Here is a 21,886-nt window from a genome sequence, read left to right as displayed (position 1 = left end):
AATATTACTCAATTCTAGAAGTTAGCCGATCATGTTGCCGGATGATTGTATTACTGACAACTAAAATATCCCTCTGTCGCCAAACCAACAGTTTACGCTGAACACTGTGGGGCTGTAATGGCGTCGACCGACAAGAGATCGAAGTACCAAGGATCAAGCGGCGGGTTTTGAATGATGTCGAGGGTAATCCCCTCGCCGCGGCCGGCTCCGTCAGTTCTTCGGAGCAGCGATGCTCTCCCGCAAGATCAGGCTGCTGCGGATGACGGTGCGCACCGCCGCCGTATTCTGCCTCTGGCCAATGGCGTCGAGCAGGAGATCCACCGCGGCGCGCCCCATCTCTTCCACCGGCTGCTTGATCGTCGAGAGTGGCGGAGAGCAAAATTCGCAGACGGGGGAGCCGTCGAAGGAGACGACGGACAGATCACCGGGAATGCGCAAGCCCGCGCCCTGGATACGGCTGACAAAAGAAATGGCCATGTCATCGCTGGTCGCGATGACGGCTGTCGGTTTCTCGGTCAACTCGGCGAAATCATCCGCCGCCTGGACACCAATGTCGAAGCCATGTTGATAATCGAGATGACCACCCGAGCGATGCACCGAGTCCTCGGACAATCCTGCCGCCTCGAGCGCCTCGAGCACGCCGCCGTAGCGCTCGACATCGTGATAATTGCCTTCGGGCCCTGCAAGATAGAAGAACCGTCGATGGCCCAATCGGATCAGTTCGGCCGTGACGTCGCGCACGGCTTCGCGGTCGTTCGTAACGACGCTCTGCAGGCCGGCATCGCTCATATCGAGCAGCATCGACACGATCGGCAGGCCGGAATTGGCCAGCGAGCGTCCGTCAACCTCCGGAAGCTTCGACGACAGGATGATGACTCCGCGCACGCTGCCGCCGAAAGCGAGGTCGAGAATGTGTCGTTCGGAAATCTCGTCGCGATCGAGGTTGGCGATCATCAGGTTGTAGCCGCCCTGGATCAGCGATTTATTGATACTCTGCAGCACCTGCGGAATGACCTGGGAGGCGCCGTAGTAGAGCGATCCCGGCAGAATGATCATGATGATGTTGGATTTTCCGACCCTGAGGCCACGCGCCATCGCGTTCGGGGTGTAGCCCAGTTGCCTGGCCGCGGCATTGATCTTGGCGCGCGTCTTCTCGTTGACCCGCCCGGGATTGGCGAGCGCCCTGCTGACTGTTGATATCGCAACGCCGGCGAGCCGCGCGACATCGGCCATCAACGCGCCTGATTGCTCCTCTCCAGTCACATCCTTGTTTTTGTTCATATTTATTTCATTCTCCCGGATGCTTCGAATTGCAACTTTAAGGCAGGGAGCGATTTATAGCAAACGTTTGCCAAAAATCGCTTGCTTAAAAAACCGGCCTGGCTATTATCTAGTCATGGCAAACGATTGCCATTTCTTAATGCGTTGAAAATCCATGACTTATTGGATGCGGAATTACCTTCTGCACGCGGGTAGGTCATGCCTCGAGAAATGGATTGGCTATGGCTACTGGCGACAGGCTGCGCTTCGGCGTCGATCTTGTGACATTCTTCCATCCCGGCTTCTGGGGCGTCGACAGCCACGATGCGATCGTCGACCATGCACGCGCCGAGCCGCGCGCCTTCTGGGACAAGATCCTCGATAGCGTCCAGGCCTCGGGCGTTACCGGTGTCGAGCTGACCTTCTCTCCCTTCAACTGGCAGGACGCCATCAAGACCTATGGCTCCGTCGACGCCTTCGCAGCCGAACTGGCAAGACGCGGTCTGACGCTGTGCAGCGGCTTCTTCGCGGAACTGGAGGCAGCGGGCGATTTCGCTGAGCCCGAGGCCCAGCGCGCGCTGATCGACAAGGCGGAACGATATGCCGACTTCCTGAAAGCCTGCGGCAGCGACATCATGGTGATCGGCGCGCCCTTACGCCAGACGCTCGGCGCCCAGCCGGTGCGGTTCCATGATTTCGACCGCGCCAAGGTGATCGCCGATTTTCTGAACCGGCTCGGCGCGACCCTCTATGCCAGGGGCGTGCGGCTTGCGCTCCACACCGAGGCGCACTCGATCTTTGCTGCCGCGCGCGATGTCGATCTGATGATGCTTTTGACCGATCCGGCCTATGTGCACATGTGCCCCGACACGGCCCATATCATCGTTGCCGGCTCCGATCCCGTCCAGCTCGTCGATCGCCATCACGAGCGCATGATCATCGCCCACTGGAAGGATGCAATCGGCCCGATGCCCGCCGACACGCCGATCGACAAGCACATCCATGAACGCCACCAGCCCTATTTCTGCAGCTTCGGCCTCGGACGGGTCGACTGGCCGGCCTGGATCCGGCTGCTGCGCGACCGGGCCTATGAAGGCTGGGCGATCCTCGAACTCGATGCCGCGCCGGATCCCGTCCGCGACATCGCCAACGGGCTCACGCTCGTCCGGCAGGCGCTCCTGCCGATCTATCGCTGACAGTCATCCCTAAGACAACGAACGCCCCGCAAAGAGGGCATTTTCAAGAGGTGGAACAATGAAGAACATGATGAAGCTTTTTCTTGCCGGCGCAGCAATCGCCGGCCTCTTCGCCTCGGCGCATGCAGAGGACAAGCCGACGATCGAGATCATGTCGTCCTGGACGTCGGGCGGCGAAGCGGCAGCCCTCAACGTCATCAAGACCGAGTTCGAAAAGCGCGGCGGCGTCTGGAAGGATTCCTCGATCGCCGGCTTTGGTGCGGCCGATGCCGCCTTCCAGAACCGTATCGTCGCCGGTGACGCGCCCGGCGCCAAGCAGGGCGTCATCGGTCTCGCTGCCGCCGATTTCATCAACCAGGGCCTGTTCAATCCGATCGACGACGTGGCCTCCTCCGGCAAATGGGCCGACGCCCTGCCGAAATCGATCCACGATCTCATCTCCTATGATGGCAAGGTCTACCTTGCGCCGACCGGCGCCCATGGTGAAAGCTGGCTCTTCTATTCCAAGGAAGCCTTCGAGAAGGCCGGCATCGCGCAAGAGCCCAAGACCTGGGACGAGCTCTTTGCCGATCTCGACAAGCTGAAGGCTGCCGGCATGGTTCCGGTCGCCTGGGGTGGCCAGCCCTGGCAGCAGACCAAGGTCTTCAACATGATCCTGCTCTCGCAGGTCGGGATCGACGGCTTCCTGAAGATCTATGTCGACAAGGACAAGAGCCCGGCATCCGTCGAAGGCGTGAAGAAGACCCTTGAAATCCTCGGCAAGCTGCGTGGTTATGTCGATGCGGGTGCAGCCGGCCGCAACTGGAACGACGCAACCGCCATGCTGATCACCGCCAAGGCCGGCGTGCAGTTCATGGGCGACTGGGCCAAGGGGGAGTTCACCGTCGCTGGCAAGGAAGCGGGCAAGGATTATGGCTGCATGATCGTTCCGGAGTCGAAGGGCATGGTCTACATCGCCGACGCCCTCTGGTTCCCCAAGACCGGCAAGGCCGAAACCGACAAGGCCCAGAAACTCCTCGCCGAAGTCGTCATGGACCCGGCCATCCAGGTCGAATTCGCTCTCAAGAAGGGCTCGGTTCCGATGCGCGCCGATGTCGACAAGTCGAAGCTGGACGCCTGCGCGCAGAAGGGTGTCGAGCTGATGAGCGCCGGTGCGATCGTACCGGACCAGGCGATCGTGCTGACGCCCCAGCAGGTCGGCGCACTCGACGACTTCGTCGACGAATACTGGAGCGGCGGCTCGAACGATGCAGGTGCTGCGGCCGAAAACTTCTTCGCCATCTTCGAGTAGGATAGTGCTCGTGGCGTCGGCCTGATCCGACGCCACGGCTGCCGGCTGCCGCCTCAAGCGGCGGCCCGAGCCCTGCTTTCCACTCCGTCAACGAGCTGGCCGATGTCCGTCAAACGCAAGCCCAATCTTTCCGCCACCATCGCCCTGCTGCCGACATGGTTCGTCGCGGTCGTGGTCTTCATCGGCACCATGGCCTGGTCGATCCTCCTGTCCTTTACCAATTCGACGCTTTTTCCGTCCTCGACCTATGTCGGCTTGGCGCAGTATTCGAAGCTCTTCTCTTCCGCAAAGTGGCTGGCCTCGCTGCAAAACGTGTTGATCTTCGGCGTCCTATACGTCGCAGGCTGTCTGCTGCTGGGCTTCCTGCTGGCGGCGGCGCTGGATCGTAAGATCCGCTTCGAAAGCGCCTTCAGGACCATATTCCTCTATCCCTACGCCATGTCCTTCGTGGTGACCGGGCTGATCTGGCAATGGATGCTCAATCCGACGCTCGGCATCCAGGCAAGCGTGCGTTCGCTCGGCTGGGAAGGCTTCGTCCTCGACTGGGTGGTCAATCGCGACATGGCGATCTATGCGCTGGTGCTTGCCGGCGTCTGGCAGGGCGCGGGCCTCGTCATGGTCATTGCGCTCGCCGGCATGCGTGGCATCGAGGCAGAGCAATGGAAGGCGGCGCGGATCGATGGCATTCCCGTCTGGCGCATCTATGTCTCGATCATCCTGCCGCAGCTTGGGCCGGCGCTGGCCGCGGCCGGCATGCTGCTCGCGATGGGCGTGATCAAGACCTATGACATCGTCGTCGCCATGACCAATGGCGGCCCCGGCAATGCGACCGAGGTTCCCGCGAAATTCATCATGGACAATCTGTTCGGGCGCCAGAACCTCGGCCTCGCCACAGCCGGCGCGACGGTGCTTGTCCTCGGCGTGATCATCGCAGTCGCCCCGTTCCGCTACATCATGCACATGCGTGACAAAGCAAAGGGGGCTGCGTGATGGCCCGTCTTCATCCGAACGGCCCGAAGCCGGCACAGATCACTGCTGGGCGCGTCGGCCTCTATGCTTTCCTTTTCATCGCCGCGCTTTTCTTCCTTTTGCCGCTCTACACCATGGTCGTCACCTCCCTGAAGTCCATGGACGAAATCCGGCTCGGGCAGATTTTTGCCCTGCCGGCCACGCTCGATTTCTCTGCCTGGGCCACCGCCTGGTCGGGCGCCTGCATGGGAACTGTCTGCGTCGGCATTCGCAGCGGCTTCTGGAATTCGGTGGCGATCACCCTTCCCTCGGTCGCGCTGTCGGTCTTCATCGGCGCCGTCAATGGCTATGCGCTGTCGCTCTGGCGGCCGCGCGGGGCAAACCTGCTTTTCGGCCTGCTGATGGCCGGTGGCCTGATCCCCTACCAGATCTTCCTCTATCCGATGGTCCGGGCGATGGCGAATATCGATCTCTACAATTCGCTGGCCGGCATCATTCTCGTGCATGTCATCTTCGGCCTGCCGCTGGTGACGCTGCTCTTCCGCAACTATTTCGTCAGCGTGCCGGAGGAGCTCTGCAAGGCGGCGCGCGTCGACGGCGCGGGTTTCTGGCGCATCTTTTTCGAGATCATGCTGCCGATTGCCGTGCCGATGGTCGTCGTGGTCTCCATGCTGCAATTCACCGGCATCTGGAACGACTTCCTGCTCGGTCTCGTCTTTGCCGGGCGCGACAACCTGCCGATGACCGTGCAGCTCAACAATATCGTCAACACCACGATGGGCGAGCGAACTTACAACGTGAACATGGCGGCGACGATCCTGACTGCCATCGTTCCGCTTGCCATCTATTTCCTGTCCGGCCGCTGGTTCGTGCGCGGCATCGCGGCCGGCGCAGTCAAGGGGTAACGCTTCCATGCAATCTGCCGTCTCCGTCAAGGACCTGAAGATCGCCTATGGTGACCATACGGTGATCGAGAAGATGTCGATCGACATCGCGCCGCGAGAGTTCCTGGTGCTGCTCGGCCCTTCCGGCTGCGGCAAGTCCACGCTTCTGAACGCCATTGCCGGCCTCCAGGATATCACCGCAGGCGAAGTCTGGATCTCGGGCAAGAACGTCAGCTGGGAGGAGCCGAAGGACCGCGGCATCGGCATGGTCTTCCAGTCCTACGCGCTCTATCCGCGTATGTCGGTCCGCAAGAACCTCTCCTTCGGACTTCGCGTCGCCGGCCTGCCGAAGGCCGAGATCGAGGCCCGTGTCGCCCGCACCGCCGCCCTTCTCCAACTCGACAAGCTGCTCGACCGGCGTCCTGCCGAACTGTCGGGCGGCCAGCGCCAGCGCGTCGCCATCGGCCGGGCGCTGGTGCGCGAAGTGGATGTTTTCCTCTTCGACGAGCCGCTGTCGAACCTCGATGCCAAACTGCGCAACGAATTGCGCGTCGAGATCAAGAAGCTGCACCAGCGTCTCGGTAATACGATGATCTACGTCACCCACGACCAGGTCGAGGCCCTGACCCTTGCCGACCGCATCGCCATCATGCGCGACGGTGTGATCCAGCAGCTCGCCTCGCCGGCCGAGATCTACCGCCGCCCGGCCAATCTCTTCGTTGCCGGTTTCATTGGCGCTCCGGCCATGAATTTCATCGAGGGCCGGATCGAGCGCGGCGATGGGGCGGCGCCCGTCTTCCTGGGCAACGGGCTGAGCATCGATCTCTCCAGTTATTCCTTCCGTGCAGTCGCGGCGGAAGGGCCTGCTACACTCGGCTTTCGCCCGGAACACCTTGTGCTCGATGGGGCCACGAGCGGCCTGCCCACCATTCCGGGCCGCGTTTCCGTCGTCGAGCCGATGGGTTCGGACGCTGTTGTCTGGTTCGACTGGGCAGACCAAAGCCTGTCGCTCCGGCTGATGGGCGATGTCACCCTTGAGCCCGGTGATGCCCTGGCGCCCGGGCTCAATATCGCCAAGGCGTCTCTCTTCGGCGCTGACGGATCGCGGCTGTGACGTGCGATCCCTTTGTTTTCCCGCAATTCCGGGTGCGTTTCGCGCCGTTTTGAGGATTGCTCCAGGACAGGATTTGAAAAGACATGTCTGAGATCGTCTATGATGCGCTGGTGATAGGCTCCGGCGCGGCGGGTTCCTTCGCGGTAAAAGAACTGACGGCACAGGGGCTGTCGGTGCTGCTGCTTGAGGCCGGCCCCGCCGTCGGGCCGAAGGATTTCGATCCCGCGCGCAAGAAGGCGCCGGCAAGCAGCATTAATATCTGGGAGCGTGCGCGGGCCACCCTAAAGGGCCAGCCGATCCAGGCGCGCGCGGCGTTTTTCACCGAGCGCTTCAGCCACTTCTTCGTCAACGACCGCAAGAACCCCTATACGACGCCGAAGGGCGAGCCCTTCCTCTGGATCCGCGGCCGCCAGGGCGGCGGGCGCCTCCACAGTTTCGGCCGGGTGCTGCTGCGCTGGACCGACGACGATTTCAAGATCCGCTCACGCGCCGGAAAGGGCGTGGACTGGCCGGTCTCCTATGAAGAACTGGTGCCTTTCTACGACGAGGTCGAGGCCTATCTCGGGCTCTACGGCAACAAGGACAACGCGCCGACCCTGCCGGACGGCGTCTATGCGAAGCCGGCAAACCTGACGCCCGCCGAACAGATCTTCAAGCAGGCGGTCGAAAGCCGCTGGCCGGAAAGGCACGTCGTCTCCTGGCGCTACATTGCGCCCGACGCCGACCGCATGCCGCGACCGCTGCGAGAAGCAAAGGCGACCGGCCAACTGACCGTCCGTTACGACGCCGTCGTTCGCCGCATCACCACGGACGAGAAGACCGGCCGCGCCACTGGCGCAGAGTTCATCGATCGTAATACGGGCGAGGTATCGACCGCGCGCGCCGCGACGGTGGTGCTTTCGGCCTCGCCGATAGAGAGTGTGCGACTGCTGTTGAATTCGGCGTCGGCGAAACATCCTGATGGCCTCGGCAACAGCTCGGGCGCTCTCGGCCGCTATTTCATGGATCAGCTTCCGTGCCTCGCCTTCGGCTCCTTTTCGGAGGCGAAGGGTTGGGCGGTCGACGAGTCCGCGCCGACCGACCCGTTCTACAATCCATCGGGTGGGATCTTCATTCCCCGCTTCGGCGAGGGCGACGCCGCCCGCGGCGATTTCGACTACCAGGGAAGCGTCGGGCGCGCGCCGGTCTCTGGTGACTCAGATGCACGTCTGGCCTTCTTCGGTTTCGGCCGCATGCTGCCCTATGCAGATAATCGCATCACGCTCGACGTCAGGCGTAGGGATGCCTGGAACATTCCTGTGCCGCATATCCGCTGCGTCATGCAAGAGGAGGAGCAGGCGCTGCTCAGAAGGCAGGAGGAAACGCTGATCGCGATGATCAATGAGGTCGGCGGCGACCTCGAATTCATCGGCTCGCCCACCGGTCTCAAGGAGATGGGCAAGGGCGCCTTTCCCGAAGCCGATGCCTTCAGCCGCTTCATGTTCCGCAAATGGTTCCGCAAGACCATGTGCATGGGCGCTGCAATCCATGAGACGGGCGGCGCGCGCATGGGCGAAAACCGGCAAGCTTCTGTGCTCAATCCCTACAACCAGGTCTGGGATGCCCCGAACCTCATCGTCACCGACGCCAGCGCCTTCCCCGGCAGCGGCATCGCCGGCACCACGCTCACCGTCATGGCCCTGACGATCCGCGCCTGCCGGAACCTTGTCGACCAGTACCGGACGGGACGGCTGTAGCCGCCAAGTCGAAGTGTCCTGTTTCTGCAAAGTTGGAATGTCACTCTCTCCGCGTTTGATTGGCTGGGAGACGAGCGGATGCGCCTTCTTTGCCGAAGATTTAAAGGACCGTTCTCACCCCGCTCATTACACCGGATGTAATTGAGGGCATTCCCTGTCCCGCGATATTAGTGAACGGCCTTCCTGCAGGAGGAACATTCCCTTCAACAGAAGCGGCCGACCAACGCGATGTCGACGGCTAAGCTGCCGTCGACAATACCAGGCGGCCGAGGAGAACGACGATGAAGACCATGAATTTTACCAAACGAGAACCCCCTGAATGGCTGTTGGCATTCTGGAAGGAGATCGATGACAAGACCTTCGGCGAAGGCTTCGACTGCTTGGCGCAGGATGCTACCTGCAATCTGGGCGTCGCCGACTGGAAGGGGCGAGAGACCATTCGCACGAATCTGCGCGCCTTCATCGACACGGGTTTCTCAGCGCTTCACGACGTAACGGAATATTGGGACGGTGGCTCGCTCAAGATCTTCCGCGGGACTGTCACCATGACGCCCGACGACGAGGCTCAACCGGTTGTCAGACCGGTGATGACCCACTTCTTCTATATGGATGAACGAGAGCCGGCCAAGGTTGGCCGCTGGTACGGATCAGTCGGCCCGATTGCCTTCTGACCGACATCGTCGCTGGCGGGAGCGTTATCGCCCCCGCCGGCCATCAGCCGCACACATGGAGATCGCTAAAAGATGAGCTCGACGCACAACCATTCAAGCGCAATACCGAACGAGCTTGGCATCCAGTTGCGCGCCTGGCGCGACACGCGGGGCAAGAGCCAGCTGGATCTCTCACTCGACACCGGCATATCGCAGCGTCAGATCAGCTTCATCGAGAGTGGCCGAAGCACGCCCGGCCGCCACAATCTGCTGCATCTGGCCGATGTCCTTGATGTGCCGTTCCGGGAGCGCAATACGCTGCTGCTTGCCGCCGGCTATGCTCCGATTTACGCCGAAGGCGGCATCGACGACCTTGAAATGAAAAGTGTCAGGGATGCGCTGAAGCGTATGCTTGCTCAGCATGAACCGTTTCCGGCAGTGGTGATGGATCGCTATTGGAACGTCGTGATGACGAACGACGCGACGCAGCGCTTCTTCAACAGTTTCATCGACATGGCGGCACGGGAAAAACCGCGCAATCTGCTGCACCTGATATTCGATCCGGCCGGTTTGCGGCCCTTCATTCCGAATTGGGAGGAAACGGCAAAAAGTCTGATGGCGCGGGTGTTCAGGGAGTCCGTGGGCCGCGTCATCGATAAGCGCACCAAGGCGCTGATCGACGCGCTCCTCGCCTATCCGGATGTGGACAGTGCCTGGAAGGTCTCGACGACAGCCGACAGCACACCGGTCATTCCATTGTCGTTCATCAAGGACGGGCAGGTTCTGAGTTTCTTCTCACTGGTGACCACGGTTGGCACCGCACAGACGATAACGACCCAGGAACTGAGGATCGAGTGCATGTTCCCGTTGGATGATGCCACCGAGGTGGTATACGCCAAGCTGATGAAGCAGGCCGGCATGCGTTAATCCCGGATCGGAACGTGGCTGTTCCGGCTTTGGATTAGCCGAACCGTCACACAAACTTCGCAGTGACATGCTCCTGTCGAAATAAGCAGGAAGGAAAAGGCCATGACTCAAACACCTCAGGACCAGCTCAGCCGTATTAAGGCCGAAATCGCCGACAGCTTCGATGAAGAGCTGGAAATGCAGATGGAGGAAGACCGGCTGGACGATCTGGTCGCCGAAGGAATGTCAGAACCGGCGGAGCAGACGATCGAACGAAAGATCTACTTCCGGGAGCTTTTCCGGCTGCAGCATGAACTGGTGCGGTTGCAAGATTGGGTTCAGCATAAGAAGCTGAAGGTGGTGGTGCTGTTCGAAGGCCGGGATTCGGCCGGCAAGGGTGGCGCGATCAAGCGCGTCACCCAGCGGCTCAATCCTCGCGTTTGCCGGACGGTCGCGCTGCCCGCGCCCACCGAGCGGGAACGTCATCAATGGTATTTCCAGCGTTATGTCCCGCACCTTCCGACCGCCGGTGAAATGGTGCTCTTTGACCGAAGCTGGTACAATCGCGCCGGTGTCGAGCGCGTCATGGGATTCTGCACCGAGGAAGAACTCGAGGAGTTCTTCCGCTCGGTGCCTGAATTCGAACGGATGCTCGTCCGCTCCGGAATCGTGCTGATCAAGTACTGGTTTTCGATCACCGACGAGGAGCAGGAATTCCGCTTCAAGATGCGCATCCACGATCCGCTGAAGCAATGGAAGCTCTCACCGATGGATATGGAAAGCCGTGTCCATTGGGAGGAGTACACCAAAGCCAAGGAAGAAATGCTGGCGCGGACGCACACGGAGGATGCACCCTGGTGGGTGGTACAGGCTGTGGACAAGAAACGGGCGCGTTTGAACTGCATTGCCCATCTTCTAGATCAGATCCCTTACGAGGATGTTCCGAAACCTGAGATCCAGTTGCCGGACCGCATCCGTCACGCCGATTACAACAGGGCGCCGGTTCCGCCTGAAATGCTCGTGCCGGAGCGCTACTGACGGCGTAGCCGCAGAGGCCGCCTAAATCGGAATCGATCTAGGGGTTGTTTGTGGCGTAGCGTTGGATCGCCGGCGACCTTCAGGCGGCGACGTCAGCCATGCGGTTCAATTCCGAGACGGCGTCATCCGGCAGCACGAGCCCGGCGGCGGCGAGGTTCTCCCTGAGATGGCCGACGGACGAGGTGCCGGGGATCAGCAGGATGTTTGCCGCACGACGCAGCAGCCAGGCGAGCGCTACCTGCATGGGCGTGGCACCAAGGCGTGCGGCGACATCGGACAGAGTGGACGACTGCAGCGGGGTGAACCCGCCGAGCGGAAAGAACGGCACATAGGCGGTGCCTTCGTGCGCGAGGTCGTCGATCAGCCTGTCGTCGGCCCGATGCGCCAGATTGTACTGGTTCTGCACGCAGACGATCTCGGTGATCCCACGCCCCTCAGTGATCTGTTTGGACGTGACGTTGCTCAGCCCGATGTGACGGACCAGGCCTTGCCGCTGGAGATCGGCAAGGACCGTCAGCGGCGCTTCAATCGACCCTTCGGCCGGGCCGTGCACGTCGAACATGATCCTGAGATTGACGACATCAAGCACATTGAGGCCGAGATTGCGGAGATTGTCGTGCACTGCCGCGGTCAGCTCTTCGCGCGAGAAGGCCGGCATCCATGATCCATCCGTGCCGCGCCTGGCGCCAATCTTGGTGACGATAACGAGATCGTCGCGATACGGATGCAGCGCTTCGCGGATGATCTGGTTGGTGACGTGCGGGCCATAGAAGTCGCTAGTGTCAATGTGGTTTACGCCGCTCGCGACCGCCTCGCGCAGGACTGCCAGGGCCGCGGCATGATCTTTAGGCGGGCCAAACACGCCGGGCCCGGCGAGCTGCATGGCGCCATAGCCAAGCCGCTTCACGCTGCGGCCGCCGAGGTTGAACGTGCCGGACTGATCGATAGTGGACATGGTCTAACTCCTTTCAAGAGATGACGCCAAGATAAGCATTGTCGGCGCGTGTGAAAATTGGCTATAATCCGCACGGGCTGTGCGGAGTGGCGAACAGTGAAAGCGGATCTGGGTGATCTCAATGCCTTCGTTGCCGTGGCGCGCGCCGGGGGGTTTCGTGAAGGGGCGCGCGTTAGCGGCAGCAGCGCCTCTTTCCTCAGCGAAGCGGTGCGTCGCCTGGAGGCCCAACTCGGCGTCAGGCTGCTCAACCGGACGACACGCAGTGTCGTGCCGACCGAAGCGGGCAAGGGCTTGCTGGAGCGGCTCGGCCCTGCTTTGAGCGAGGTGGAGTCTGCCCTCGACGTCGTCAACGGTTTTCGCGACAGGCCGGCAGGTGCGTTGCGCCTTAATGTGCCGGTCAGCGCGGCGCGGCTGGTGCTGCCCGCCATCGTTCCACCGTTTCTCGCCGTCTATCCCGATATTCGGCTGGAGGTCGTAACCGATGAGAATTTTGTCGACGTGATCGCGGCCGGCTGCGACGCCGGCATCCGCTATGACGAGCGGTTGGAGCAGGATATGATCGCAATACCGATCGGCCCACGCGTCCAGCGCTTTGCCATCGCCGCCTCCCCCGACTACCTGGATCGCCGTGGCCGGCCGCAACACCCGAGCGAGCTGCTCGGCCATGCCTGCATATTGGGCCGTTTCGACAGCGGCGCGATGACGGCGCCGTGGGAATTCGAGCGGGATGGCGAGATAGTGCGGGTCGATCCAACGGGGCCGTTGATCGTGCGGGTCGGCGGAGCGACCGACCTGGCCGTCGATGCAGCGATATCAGGAACAGGGATCGTCTGCCTCTTCGAGGACTGGCTGCGCCCGCATTTCGACAGCGGTGCGCTCGAGCCCATCCTCGAACCGTGGTGGCAGCGCTTCTCCGGGCCGTTCCTCTATTATCCCGGACGGCGTCTGGTGCCGGCGCCGCTGAGGGCTTTCATCGACTTCGTCAAGGCATCAGCCAGTCAGGCTTGATGTTTGTCGGCCAGAGACGCGCCCTCGATCTTCACTGAGCTTCTAGGCGTTAGAGCTTGACGTCGGCATTGTCGCCCATATCAGGTTTGCTGTTCGAGACCGCGGCGGCCGCCATTTTGATATAGCTGATGATCGTGCCCGGGCTGTCCCAATATTCGGCCGACGACGGGATAATCTTGAGGATGCGGATGGAAGGATCGTCAGGATTGTCCCACCACGCCTTTGCCGGCGTGGCCCATAATTCCCTGATCTTCTCGCGATCGTTTTGCACCTCGGCCGCCCCTGACACGGAAACATATTTCTGTCCCTTGGTGTCGGCAAAGGCCAGGCACACGTTTGGCCAACGGGCGATCTCATCGTCCTTGTGACTGCTGACATCCGTCAGAAAATAGATCGCATTCTCGAGCTGCGCGGTATAGGCGGACATCGGGCGAGCTCTAAGATCGCCGCCGCTACGGGTCGTCAGCATGCAGAACCCGATCTTGTCGACCAACTCCCATACCCGTGTCGCATCGTCATGCTCTGCCATCGTCATCTCCATCTGTGCAAGAGACGAAGTAACCATCTGCCGAGGCCGATGTTCCCAATGGGCGGTCTATTCAGCCAATTCCCTGAAGGTGATGGAATAACGCAGGCGGTCGACGGGCGGGATGGAATGTTGCCAGTGCGTTCTTGAGGCGCCAGCCATGAGATAGGCCGAGCCGGGTTCAAGGACGAGCGACCGCCGCTGCCATTTTGCACCGTCACGCCGCCTGAGCCTGAAGGTGCAAGACGAGAGCAAGGAGACACCGACGACCCGGCCGAAGACGAATTTGTCCTTGTGCCAGCCGATCGGAGCACCCGGGCCATACTCAGTGACCAGCGCCTGCGCGAGCGCATCGGGCTCGATGCCGGCGAAGCGCGCCACCACTTCGCGAATGGGAAGCAGCACCGACGGCATCGCATCGGCTCTTCTGACACGCTGGCTGTCGAAGTCATATTTCCAGCCGAAGGAAACCGTTCTGCGCTTGCCCTCAAACCCATGAAAGTCGAAGGCTTTGAAGGCAAGCGTCGGCATTGCCTCAAGAACCGTGCGCTGAAGATCCGGACGAACGATCTCAGCAGAATATCGGAACCCCTCAGGGAGCGTCCCGTCCGCCGCACGAAAGAGATCCTCCTGCACGATGATGCTCACTGCGCTCGTGCCTCAATGGACGCTTGGGGTTTTCATGACCATTGCGAAGTCTTCGGCGACCAGTTCACTGACGGCGATGAGAACTTCCTCCCGGGAAAAACCCGATGTCAGAGCGCGTTGGATCAGATCCTGCAGATCCGGCTCCACGACATCGCGGCAATCCTCGAGGCGTTCTTCGGAAACGGTGAGGCTATTGAGTTCGTCCATTATCTGTCCTTTCACGGAATGTAGCAGCCGAAGCTCGGGGCTAGTTGGGAATGACTGCTAGCGGGTGGTCGCCACCCGCTTCGATCCGGCGATCAGGCCTTCACGCTGCATCTTCTTGCGTGCGGCCTTGCGGTGACGGCTGATCGCCTGCGCCTTTTCCCTGACGCGCCGTTCGGACGGCTTTTCATAGGCGCGCCGTTCCTTCATTTCACGGAACAGTCCTTCGCGCTGCATTTTCTTTTTCAAGACCCTGAGCGCTTGATCGACATTATTGTCTCTGACGAGTACTTGCATTTCAAGTTCTCCTTGTGTGGGTGGGGCGACGATTGCCGCTCAGCCGAGCTGCTCGTCGATCACAGCCCGCAATTCGCGGCGGGTGAGGAGGCAGGGAAACGGCTTCCAGCTCTGAGCGACGCGGCCGACAGCCTCGTCATTCTCGCGCGATTTCGCCGCCGCAACCGCGGTGGCTGTATTTATGTGGTTCAAAAAAATCCTTTGCCGATCTCGGCCGGCGTCATCGATTGTTTGTGGGATTGCCCGTCACACAGCCATAACGGCGCGTACGCACACACAAGCGTTTCAATCATGAGCCAGCAACGGCTTAGATTTCCGCTTGATCGGGTATTTCCGCAACATAGGTATCGGCGGGTAAAATTGCAACGGATGGGCCGGATGGCATGGCGCGCGCATCGCTAATCGCGCTCAGATATACTCCGCGCCATTTTATTCAAGTTAACCGGGTATAGTTTTCGCCAAATTTTCTTCAATTTGGCCTGAAAGTGACATTATTCCGCCGAACTGGAAGCAACGGGGAGATTGGCTCCGAAATTAACCTTCTGTTAAATAGACCATTGACTTGTAGTATTAATAGGTTGTTAAAGGACCCGCTCGCTGAGGTCGAAATTGACCCGCCAATAAACAATTTGAGGAGAGTGCAATGGCTTCGCCAATTCATGCAACTGATGATAGTGCAACATTTAAAGAAACTGACGTTATTTCCGGAAATCTGCTTTCCAACGATTCATCCGACAACGGTCACCTGTTCCTGCGCGCCTTTGATGGCGCAAGCGTTGGCGCCAAGGCCGGCAACAGCCAGGTCACCGAGATCCAGGGCGACTACGGCACCTTCTTCGTCAAGCCTGATGGCAGCTACACCTATGTCCTGAGCGATGCGGCCAAGATCGGCTTCGCCAACGGCGAATCCTACCAGGAGAAGGTTTCCTACAAGATCTCCGACGGCAGCGGTCATACCGATGTCGGCCTGTTCACCCTCAACATCCAGGGCGTAACCCAGGTAAAGCCGATCGCTGTCGACGACCACTACAGCTTCAACGAAGGTAGCGCCATCGGCGGCAACGTTCTGGACAACGACATTGCCGGCGACAACGGCAAGCTCTTCCTCCGTCAGTTCGACGGCACGAACGTCAGCGCCAAGGGCGGCCTCGACGCTGTTACCGACATCGTCGGCGACCATGGCGTCTTCCACGTCAAGCCGAATGGTGAATTCACCTACACGCTGACGGAAGACCTGACTGCCGGCCAGAACGTCACGGAAACCGTCCAGTACTACAAGATCTCCGATGGCGAAGGCCACACGGATGTCGGCGTTCTGACGCTCAACATCACAGGCACCGACGCTCATCTCGCTTGATCACTTGCGAGAAATCAGTGAGAGACACCGCCCGCCGCGCAATCGGCGGGCGTTTTCATATATCCACTTGTCATATTCAGCCAGTCTGCAAAGCGGCATAATACTTTTTAGCTAGTTCTTATAAATGCCGGGGCGGCGTAGTCTCGTTGTTCGGAGGACACGCCGTTGACCGAACACATCGAACCCAGGCAGATGGAAACAGACGATCTGACGAAAGTCTGGTCCGTGACCGAGTTTTGCGCGCGTCACCGCATAGATACCGAGGAACAAGCGCTGCTGCTCAAACTTTTCGGGCCGTTCGCGACTGCCTCCGAGCTGATCCACAATGCCAAGCGTGCCCCAAGATTTAGATAAGGGGCGCTCGACCCGGTCGCCTGCTTGGGACCGCCTATGGGCTCCGACTCGCGACGCTAGGCTTGCTTTCTCCGGCCACCTCACGTCCGGCACGTATCACTGCGTCTGTAGTGATATCGAACTTCTTGTAAACGTCATCGATTTTGCCGGATGCTCCGAATTCATGCATGCCGACGAATACGCCGTCCAAGCCGAGATAGCGGTCCCAGGAATCCTGCACGGCTGCTTCGACGGCGACCCTGGCTCGGCTGGCGCCCAGCACCGATTTCTTGTAGGCGGCATCCTGCTTCTCGAACAGCAGCCTGCACGGCATCGAAACCACGGCCGTGCGAATACCCTCGTCCTGCAGCACCGAGCGGGCTTCGACCGCCAGATGCAGTTCCGAGCCGGAGGCAAGGATCGTCAGTTGCCGCGCGCCGCCTTCAGCTTCCTGGAGAACGTAGGCTCCCCTTGCCGAGCGGTTCTCGTCGGACGGGTCGCCGCGTAAAAGCGGCATTGGCTGGCGGGACAGAGCAATCAGTGCTGCCTGCCGCGGCGCATCCATGATCGCCTCCCAGCACTCGGCCGTTTCGATCGGATCGCCCGGGCGATAGACAGCGAGCTGGGGAATGGCGCGCAATGCGCTCAGATGTTCGATCGGCTGATGTGTCGGCCCGTCCTCGCCCAATCCGATCGAGTCATGTGTCATCACGAAGATCGAACGCACCTCCATTATCGCCGCGAGCCGGATCGCCGGGCGGCAATAGTCGGAAAATGTCAGGAACGTGCCGCCATAGGGAATAAGCCCTCCATGCAGCGCCAAACCGTTCATCGTGGCCGCCATGCCGTGCTCGCGGACACCATAGTGGAGATAGGATCCGCCATATTCCCCGGGCTTGATCTCGACCTGGTTCTTTGCCTTGGTGTTGTTTGAAGGCGTCAGATCCGCCGAGCCGCCAAGAAGCTCGGGGATCGCATCGAAGAGATGGTTGAGCACGATGCCGCTCGCCTGACGGGTGGCGAGATCCTTTTCGGAACCTGAAAGTTCCTGCTTTGCCGCAGCAATGGCAGCGCGCCAACCGGACGGCAGTTCTCCGTTCATGCGCCGCTCAAAATCGTCTCGCTTGTCCGGCGAAGCGGTCTGGACACGGACCGCCCAGGCCATCCGCGCCGGCCCGCCTTTCGCACCGATCTTTCGCCAGTCATTGAGAAGCGCTTCCGGTATTTCGAAGGGAGGCGATGTCCAACCGAGGATCTTGCGGGCGCCGGCGATCTCGTCTTCACCAGGGGCGTCGCTATGGGCCTTCTGCGTTCCCGCCCTGGTCGGGAAACCGAAGCCGATGATGGTTTTGCAGGCAATCATCGACGGCCGATCCGTCACCTTCTGCGCTTCGATGATTGCGGCGCGGATCGCATCGGTATCGTGACCGTCGATTTGCTGGACGTGCCAGTTCGCCGCGCGGAAACGCGCCGGATGGTCATCGGATTCAGCAAGGCTGGTCGCACCGTCGATCGAGATCGAGTTGTCGTCCCAGAAGGCGATGAGCTTGCCGAGCTTCAGATGTCCGGCAAGCGATATCGCCTCGTGGCTAATACCTTCCATCAGGCAGCCGTCACCCAGGAAGACATAGGTGTGGTGATTGACCAGATTGTCGCCAAACGAGGCATTCATGATCCGCTCGCCGAGTGCGAGACCGACAGAATTTGCAATCCCCTGCCCCAGCGGACCGGTGGTCGTTTCGATGCCGGTGGCGTGGCGATATTCGGGGTGACCCGCCGTGCGGCTGTCGATCTGGCGGAAGCGTTTGATCTGGTCGATGGTCATGTCCTTGTAGCCCGTCAGATAGAGCAGGCTGTAGAGCAGCATTGAGCCGTGACCGTTGGAAATGACGAAGCGGTCGCGATCGAACCAATAGGGATCGGCGGCATCGAATTTCAGAAACTCGGAAAAAAGCACCGCGGCGATGTCGGCCATGCCCATCGGCATGCCGGGATGACCGCTCTTTGCCTGTTGAACCGCATCCATGGAGAGGAAACGGATGCAGTCGGCGAGATCCCGGAGGCTCTGATCCTTGGGAGCTGGGAATGTCTTCGGAGCTTGTGAGATGTCCGGCATTGGGAGAAACTCCTTGGAGTACCTGGATTATGAAGGCAGAGACTGTCTGCCTCGCTATCTCGTTCACCGTGATCGTGAGAGCTCGCCACGGCGAATTTGACGGGTCCAGTTAACCTAGTGCGGAGTTTTCAGTTGTGGATAGCATCCGCGCCAGGAAGGACCGCTTTCCGGGACCTGGTCACGCGGCGCTGCCATCATCCTGTTTTGCCAAGGTGGTGCGTCCGGTTGAAAAAACCCTTACAGTGCAGGGCGGAGCGCGCACACGACGTCACCTGATCGGGTGACGCTCGCTGCCTCGCCTCCCCTTAGACAATTATGCAGTGATCGAAATAAAGCATTCGCCGCAATTGGCGAAACCATCATCGTGAAAACGAGAGGCGCTGATATGGATCATGTCGACATTATTGATGCTGTCTATCAGGCCGCAGTCCATTCCGAGCAATGGCCGGACACCCTGTGCTCGATCGTCGATTATGTCGGCGCTGTCGCCGGAAATATTGTCTATCAGGCGCCGGGTGGCCGCGGCAGCTTTCTGATCCCCGGTCGCATGCGTGAAGACTTGAACACGCTCTATCTTCAGAATTACACGGGCAACCCCTATGCCCGCGCATTCGAGAAGGTAAGACCGGGCGAGATTGCGATCGGCAACAGCCTGATCGATGCGGAGGCCGTGCGGCATTCCGCATTTTATGCCGATATCTGCGAGCCGCAGAACATCTTCAATCAACTCTTCCTGCCGCATGCCAGCCTGCACGAGCGCGGAGGCATTGGCGGAGTGGCGCTGTTTCTGTCTCGTCAACAGGACGAGCACGCCGCCGAGGCGGCGGCACGCCTGAAGCTGCTGAGCCCGCATATGGCACGCGCCATCGACCTTTCCTTTCAGATTAACAAGATCAATCGTGCGCCCGAACTGCCGCAACGATTGATCGATGCGATACCCGACGCGGCCGTGCTGATCGACGGGCGAGGCGCAGTCCTCCTACTGAATGCGGCAGCCGAGACGCTGCTCAGGCAGGCCGACGGCATTTTCCTCAGCCGGTCGGAGAGACCGGCGCTCGCCGCCCATATTTCCGAAACGGCTACGCGCCTGGCAAATGCCATCCGCCAGGCTTTGCTGATAGCCAATGGCGAAGACACGCCTTTCGAAGGCGCATTGGCGATCTCCCGGCCATCGGGCTTGCCGCCCTATCTGATGATGATCACGCCGCTTGCGCCCACGGCGATTTCCACGTGGGATGCGACCGACAGCGGAGCACGCGTCCTCATTCATGTCGTCGATCCGGAAGCAAAGACGCTGCGGCAAGCGCAACAACTGCAACACATCTTCGGCCTGACCGACGCTGAAACCCGGGTCGCCGCACTGATCGGCACCGGAATGAACCTGCCTGAGATTGCCCTCGCTCTCGGGATTTCCTCCAACACGGTGAAGACACATGCCGGCCGATGCTTCGGCAAGGCCGGCGTGCGATCTCAGGCAGCGCTCGCCAGGCTGATTGCCTCGATCCCGATTGCCGAAAAAAGAGCGCCGACGCCGACAGGCTCGCACGGGAGAAGCTCGCCGCGAGCCCCGTAAACTACAGGCTATCTTCGCACTCGATATGATCTGTCGAATTTCTCGATGATCCCGCAGCCGGGCAATTTTCCTGAATTGCTCCTCACTCCCTGCGCAAAATCTGCAATCCGGTCAGGCATCCCTATGCCATGAGCAAGAACGACATCCCGCCCCGCATCACACCGTCCGCTGTGCCGGACCGCCTCCGCGATGACGGGTGGTGGCTGACAGAGACGTACCGGCCTCAGAGGGCTCCTTTCGAGGAGGTCTCCATAAGCATGCTCATCGTGATCGAGGGGCGGCATTTACGAGAGGACCAGCAATGGACACTACCGACAGCCTGACCGCACCGATGCCCATCAGGCGCTATCCCGGCCGAATAGCCGTGCTGCTCGGCCTCGTGGCGCTGGCAGATTTTCTGATCTTTGGCCAAGAACCCGGGATAAACCTTTTCCTTTTTGCCCTTGCCGTCTGCGCCGGCATTTTGCTGCCGGCCACGAAGGAGTTGTCGCCTTCCAAGGCGGCTCTCCTCCTGGGCTTGTCGCTCCTGGCTTCGGCGCCTCTGCTCGAAACACCGTCAGCAATGGGCTTTGCCCTTTGCCTCAGCGCGCTGATGTCGGTGGCTCTCGTCAGCGGCAAGCTCATGCCTCGCAGCCTCACCGGCCTGCCTTTGGTGTTTTCCCGTTTCGCGCTCGTCATTCCCTTGCGGCTTGCCGAGGATGTCGGGAAATATCTTGCGACACCGGCGAAACGTTCCTCCCTCACCGAAGTCCGGCGGAGCGCCGGCCTCTGGGTCATGCCGCTCATTCTCGCATCAGTATTCTTGCTCCTCTTTGCAGCGGCAAATCCCGTTATCGAGGTCACGCTGCGCAGCATCCGTTTTGACGTTCTGCTGAAGTTCCTCGATCCCTGGCGGATCGGCTTCTGGATAATGATTGCCGCTGTGGTCTGGGCTTTGCTGCGGCCACGCCTGAAGCGTCGATTTGCAAGGTGGCAAGCCGGCAGGGCGTTCATGATCGTGCCGACCAAAAATTCACCGCTCGGCCATGCCTCGCTGTTGCGCTCGCTGCTTCTCTTCAATGCGCTCTTTGCCGTGCAGACGCTTCTCGATCTCGTCTATCTCTGGGGCGGCGCGGATTTGCCCGATCACATGAGCCATGCCGAATATGCTCATCGCGGCGCCTATCCGCTGATTGCGACAGCGCTTCTTGCCGCCGGTTTTGTCCTGCTTGCCATGCGACCCGACGGCCCCGGCGATAAAAGCCCGCTGATCCGCGGCCTCGTCTACGCCTGGATCGGCCAGAACATCCTTCTCTGCCTGTCTTCGATGCTGCGGCTCGAGCTTTACGTCGAAGCCTATTCGCTGACGGAACTGCGTGTTGCCGCAGGTCTCTGGATGGGCATCGTCGCTGTCGGCCTTGCCTTGATCCTGCTGCGTATCGTGCTGCGCCGATCCAACGAGTGGCTGATCGCCACCAACCTCGCTTCCCTGATCGCCATTCTTTACCTCAGCGCCTTCATCGATCTCCCGGCTTTCATCGCCCGCTTCAATGTCGCGCACAGTCAGGAGATCAGCCAGGAAGGCCCGCCGCTCGATATCGATTATCTCTCCTCGCTCGGCCTTTCCGCCATCCCGGCGCTCGATCTCTATCTCCTCAAGCTTCCAACACATCTGATAGACCAGAGGAGCCAAGCGGTGACAGTTCGGTACTACCTCGCAAGGAATTTTGAGATGCGCCGGCGCGACTGGCGGAGCTGGACTTTCCGGTCTGCGCGACTGGATAACTATCTCCTTTCTCCCATTGCAAGATAGAACGAGAACGATAACAACAGGCATGACAAACAA

The 21,886-nt window shown here is 60.4% G+C and carries 22 protein-coding genes; 14 read left to right on the top strand and 8 right to left on the bottom strand.

Going from position 1 to position 21,886, the window contains the following annotated elements; genetic code table 11:
- Positions 1-210: 210 nt before the first annotated feature.
- A complete protein-coding gene (locus tag ELH03_RS31310) occupies positions 211-1,281 on the bottom strand; it encodes a LacI family DNA-binding transcriptional regulator (RefSeq protein ID WP_128402917.1) in 1,071 nt (356 codons plus the stop codon).
- Between the two features lie 221 nt (positions 1,282-1,502).
- Here ELH03_RS31310 and ELH03_RS31305 point away from each other — a divergent pair, with 221 nt between their 5' ends.
- The 9 genes from ELH03_RS31305 (at position 1,503) to ppk2 (ending at position 11,044) form a co-directional block, all read left to right on the top strand.
- Positions 1,503-2,456, top strand: a complete 954-nt coding sequence (locus ELH03_RS31305) for a sugar phosphate isomerase/epimerase family protein (protein WP_128409618.1) — start codon at positions 1,503-1,505, stop codon at positions 2,454-2,456.
- Between the two features lie 58 nt (positions 2,457-2,514).
- The gene (locus ELH03_RS31300; RefSeq protein WP_130767315.1) at positions 2,515-3,747 is read left to right on the top strand and encodes an ABC transporter substrate-binding protein; all 1,233 of its coding nucleotides are present in this window, start codon (positions 2,515-2,517) and stop codon (positions 3,745-3,747) included.
- 102 nt (positions 3,748-3,849) lie between these two features.
- Complete coding sequence (locus ELH03_RS31295; RefSeq protein WP_130767314.1) at positions 3,850-4,737, top strand: carbohydrate ABC transporter permease; 888 nt, start codon at positions 3,850-3,852, stop codon at positions 4,735-4,737.
- Positions 4,737-5,621 (top strand): carbohydrate ABC transporter permease, encoded by an 885-nt coding sequence (locus tag ELH03_RS31290; protein ID WP_130659995.1) that lies wholly within the window; start codon positions 4,737-4,739, stop codon positions 5,619-5,621. The genes ELH03_RS31295 and ELH03_RS31290 overlap by 1 nt, the downstream gene beginning before the upstream one ends.
- Before the next feature lie 7 nt (positions 5,622-5,628).
- Positions 5,629-6,714 (top strand): ABC transporter ATP-binding protein, encoded by a 1,086-nt coding sequence (locus tag ELH03_RS31285; protein WP_128409593.1) that lies wholly within the window; start codon positions 5,629-5,631, stop codon positions 6,712-6,714.
- Positions 6,715-6,797: 83 nt separating this feature from the next.
- Complete coding sequence (locus ELH03_RS31280) at positions 6,798-8,450, top strand: GMC oxidoreductase (RefSeq protein WP_128409592.1); 1,653 nt, start codon at positions 6,798-6,800, stop codon at positions 8,448-8,450.
- Between the two features lie 281 nt (positions 8,451-8,731).
- Entirely contained in the window at positions 8,732-9,121 is a 390-nt protein-coding gene (locus ELH03_RS31275) for a nuclear transport factor 2 family protein (RefSeq protein WP_128402911.1), read from the top strand.
- Positions 9,122-9,193: 72 nt separating this feature from the next.
- Positions 9,194-10,027, top strand: coding sequence for a helix-turn-helix domain-containing protein (locus ELH03_RS31270; RefSeq protein WP_130767313.1), 834 nt, complete (start codon positions 9,194-9,196; stop codon positions 10,025-10,027).
- 102 nt (positions 10,028-10,129) lie between these two features.
- Positions 10,130-11,044: a polyphosphate kinase 2 gene (ppk2, locus tag ELH03_RS31265; RefSeq protein WP_018070638.1), complete on the top strand. Its 915-nt coding sequence runs from the start codon at positions 10,130-10,132 to the stop codon at positions 11,042-11,044.
- Positions 11,045-11,123: 79 nt separating this feature from the next.
- Here the strand turns inward: ppk2 and ELH03_RS31260 are convergent, their stop codons facing one another.
- Positions 11,124-11,999 (bottom strand): aldo/keto reductase family oxidoreductase, encoded by an 876-nt coding sequence (locus tag ELH03_RS31260; protein WP_128402909.1) that lies wholly within the window; start codon positions 11,997-11,999, stop codon positions 11,124-11,126.
- 96 nt (positions 12,000-12,095) lie between these two features.
- Here ELH03_RS31260 and ELH03_RS31255 point away from each other — a divergent pair, with 96 nt between their 5' ends.
- Positions 12,096-13,007: a LysR family transcriptional regulator gene (locus tag ELH03_RS31255; RefSeq protein ID WP_128409591.1), complete on the top strand. Its 912-nt coding sequence runs from the start codon at positions 12,096-12,098 to the stop codon at positions 13,005-13,007.
- 49 nt (positions 13,008-13,056) lie between these two features.
- Here the strand turns inward: ELH03_RS31255 and ELH03_RS31250 are convergent, their stop codons facing one another.
- From ELH03_RS31250 to ELH03_RS37615, 5 genes are all read right to left on the bottom strand, one after another.
- On the bottom strand, positions 13,057-13,536 hold the full coding sequence (locus ELH03_RS31250; protein WP_130767312.1) for a pyridoxamine 5'-phosphate oxidase family protein: 480 nt from the start codon (positions 13,534-13,536) through the stop codon (positions 13,057-13,059).
- 66 nt (positions 13,537-13,602) lie between these two features.
- Positions 13,603-14,181, bottom strand: a complete 579-nt coding sequence (locus ELH03_RS31245) for an alpha-ketoglutarate-dependent dioxygenase AlkB (RefSeq protein ID WP_128409589.1) — start codon at positions 14,179-14,181, stop codon at positions 13,603-13,605.
- Positions 14,182-14,193: 12 nt separating this feature from the next.
- Complete coding sequence (locus ELH03_RS31240; RefSeq protein ID WP_003538349.1) at positions 14,194-14,388, bottom strand: hypothetical protein; 195 nt, start codon at positions 14,386-14,388, stop codon at positions 14,194-14,196.
- Positions 14,389-14,445: 57 nt separating this feature from the next.
- The gene (gene rpsU, locus ELH03_RS31235; RefSeq protein WP_128402906.1) at positions 14,446-14,682 is read right to left on the bottom strand and encodes a 30S ribosomal protein S21; all 237 of its coding nucleotides are present in this window, start codon (positions 14,680-14,682) and stop codon (positions 14,446-14,448) included.
- Between the two features lie 39 nt (positions 14,683-14,721).
- Complete coding sequence (locus ELH03_RS37615) at positions 14,722-14,874, bottom strand: hypothetical protein (protein WP_164902537.1); 153 nt, start codon at positions 14,872-14,874, stop codon at positions 14,722-14,724.
- A gap of 451 nt (positions 14,875-15,325) precedes the next feature.
- On the opposite strand from ELH03_RS37615, the gene rapA2 reads away from it, so the two are divergent.
- Together rapA2 and ELH03_RS31225 are read left to right on the top strand one after the other, a co-directional pair.
- A complete protein-coding gene (rapA2, locus tag ELH03_RS31230; RefSeq protein WP_128402905.1) occupies positions 15,326-16,039 on the top strand; it encodes a calcium-binding lectin RapA2 in 714 nt (237 codons plus the stop codon).
- A 165-nt stretch (positions 16,040-16,204) separates the two neighbouring features.
- Positions 16,205-16,393, top strand: a complete 189-nt coding sequence (locus ELH03_RS31225) for a hypothetical protein (protein ID WP_105010491.1) — start codon at positions 16,205-16,207, stop codon at positions 16,391-16,393.
- Positions 16,394-16,427: 34 nt separating this feature from the next.
- On the opposite strand, the gene tkt is transcribed toward ELH03_RS31225, so the two are convergent.
- Positions 16,428-18,488 (bottom strand): transketolase, encoded by a 2,061-nt coding sequence (tkt, locus tag ELH03_RS31220; protein WP_130767311.1) that lies wholly within the window; start codon positions 18,486-18,488, stop codon positions 16,428-16,430.
- Between the two features lie 280 nt (positions 18,489-18,768).
- On the opposite strand from tkt, the gene ELH03_RS31215 reads away from it, so the two are divergent.
- Complete coding sequence (locus ELH03_RS31215) at positions 18,769-20,061, top strand: helix-turn-helix transcriptional regulator (RefSeq protein WP_130767310.1); 1,293 nt, start codon at positions 18,769-18,771, stop codon at positions 20,059-20,061.
- A gap of 301 nt (positions 20,062-20,362) precedes the next feature.
- Positions 20,363-21,853 (top strand): DUF4153 domain-containing protein, encoded by a 1,491-nt coding sequence (locus ELH03_RS31205; RefSeq protein ID WP_130767309.1) that lies wholly within the window; start codon positions 20,363-20,365, stop codon positions 21,851-21,853.
- Positions 21,854-21,886 lie beyond the last annotated feature (33 nt).

This window comes from Rhizobium beringeri (assembly GCF_004306515.1).
Taxonomy (GTDB): Bacteria; Pseudomonadota; Alphaproteobacteria; order Rhizobiales; family Rhizobiaceae; genus Rhizobium; species Rhizobium beringeri.
This window is presented reverse-complemented; position numbering and strand designations above follow the sequence as displayed.

What these genes read in the sequence shown, in the direction of transcription:
- ELH03_RS31280 (WP_128409592.1), top strand. Translation starts at nt 6,798, where the DNA reads ATGTCTGAGATCGTCTATGATGCGCTGGTGATAGGCTCCGGCGCGGCG.
- ppk2 (WP_018070638.1), top strand. Translation starts at nt 10,130, where the DNA reads ATGACTCAAACACCTCAGGACCAGCTCAGCCGTATTAAGGCCGAAATC.
- ELH03_RS31275 (WP_128402911.1), top strand. Translation starts at nt 8,732, where the DNA reads ATGAAGACCATGAATTTTACCAAACGAGAACCCCCTGAATGGCTGTTG.
- ELH03_RS31260 (WP_128402909.1), bottom strand. Translation starts at nt 11,999, where the DNA reads ATGTCCACTATCGATCAGTCCGGCACGTTCAACCTCGGCGGCCGCAGC.
- ELH03_RS31295 (WP_130767314.1), top strand. Translation starts at nt 3,850, where the DNA reads ATGTCCGTCAAACGCAAGCCCAATCTTTCCGCCACCATCGCCCTGCTG.
- ELH03_RS31310 (WP_128402917.1), bottom strand. Translation starts at nt 1,281, where the DNA reads ATGAACAAAAACAAGGATGTGACTGGAGAGGAGCAATCAGGCGCGTTG.
- ELH03_RS31290 (WP_130659995.1), top strand. Translation starts at nt 4,737, where the DNA reads ATGGCCCGTCTTCATCCGAACGGCCCGAAGCCGGCACAGATCACTGCT.
- rpsU (WP_128402906.1), bottom strand. Translation starts at nt 14,682, where the DNA reads ATGCAAGTACTCGTCAGAGACAATAATGTCGATCAAGCGCTCAGGGTC.
- ELH03_RS31270 (WP_130767313.1), top strand. Translation starts at nt 9,194, where the DNA reads ATGAGCTCGACGCACAACCATTCAAGCGCAATACCGAACGAGCTTGGC.
- rapA2 (WP_128402905.1), top strand. Translation starts at nt 15,326, where the DNA reads ATGGCTTCGCCAATTCATGCAACTGATGATAGTGCAACATTTAAAGAA.
- ELH03_RS31240 (WP_003538349.1), bottom strand. Translation starts at nt 14,388, where the DNA reads ATGGACGAACTCAATAGCCTCACCGTTTCCGAAGAACGCCTCGAGGAT.
- ELH03_RS31305 (WP_128409618.1), top strand. Translation starts at nt 1,503, where the DNA reads ATGGCTACTGGCGACAGGCTGCGCTTCGGCGTCGATCTTGTGACATTC.
- ELH03_RS31205 (WP_130767309.1), top strand. Translation starts at nt 20,363, where the DNA reads ATGGACACTACCGACAGCCTGACCGCACCGATGCCCATCAGGCGCTAT.
- ELH03_RS31285 (WP_128409593.1), top strand. Translation starts at nt 5,629, where the DNA reads ATGCAATCTGCCGTCTCCGTCAAGGACCTGAAGATCGCCTATGGTGAC.
- ELH03_RS31250 (WP_130767312.1), bottom strand. Translation starts at nt 13,536, where the DNA reads ATGGCAGAGCATGACGATGCGACACGGGTATGGGAGTTGGTCGACAAG.
- ELH03_RS31300 (WP_130767315.1), top strand. Translation starts at nt 2,515, where the DNA reads ATGAAGAACATGATGAAGCTTTTTCTTGCCGGCGCAGCAATCGCCGGC.
- tkt (WP_130767311.1), bottom strand. Translation starts at nt 18,488, where the DNA reads ATGCCGGACATCTCACAAGCTCCGAAGACATTCCCAGCTCCCAAGGAT.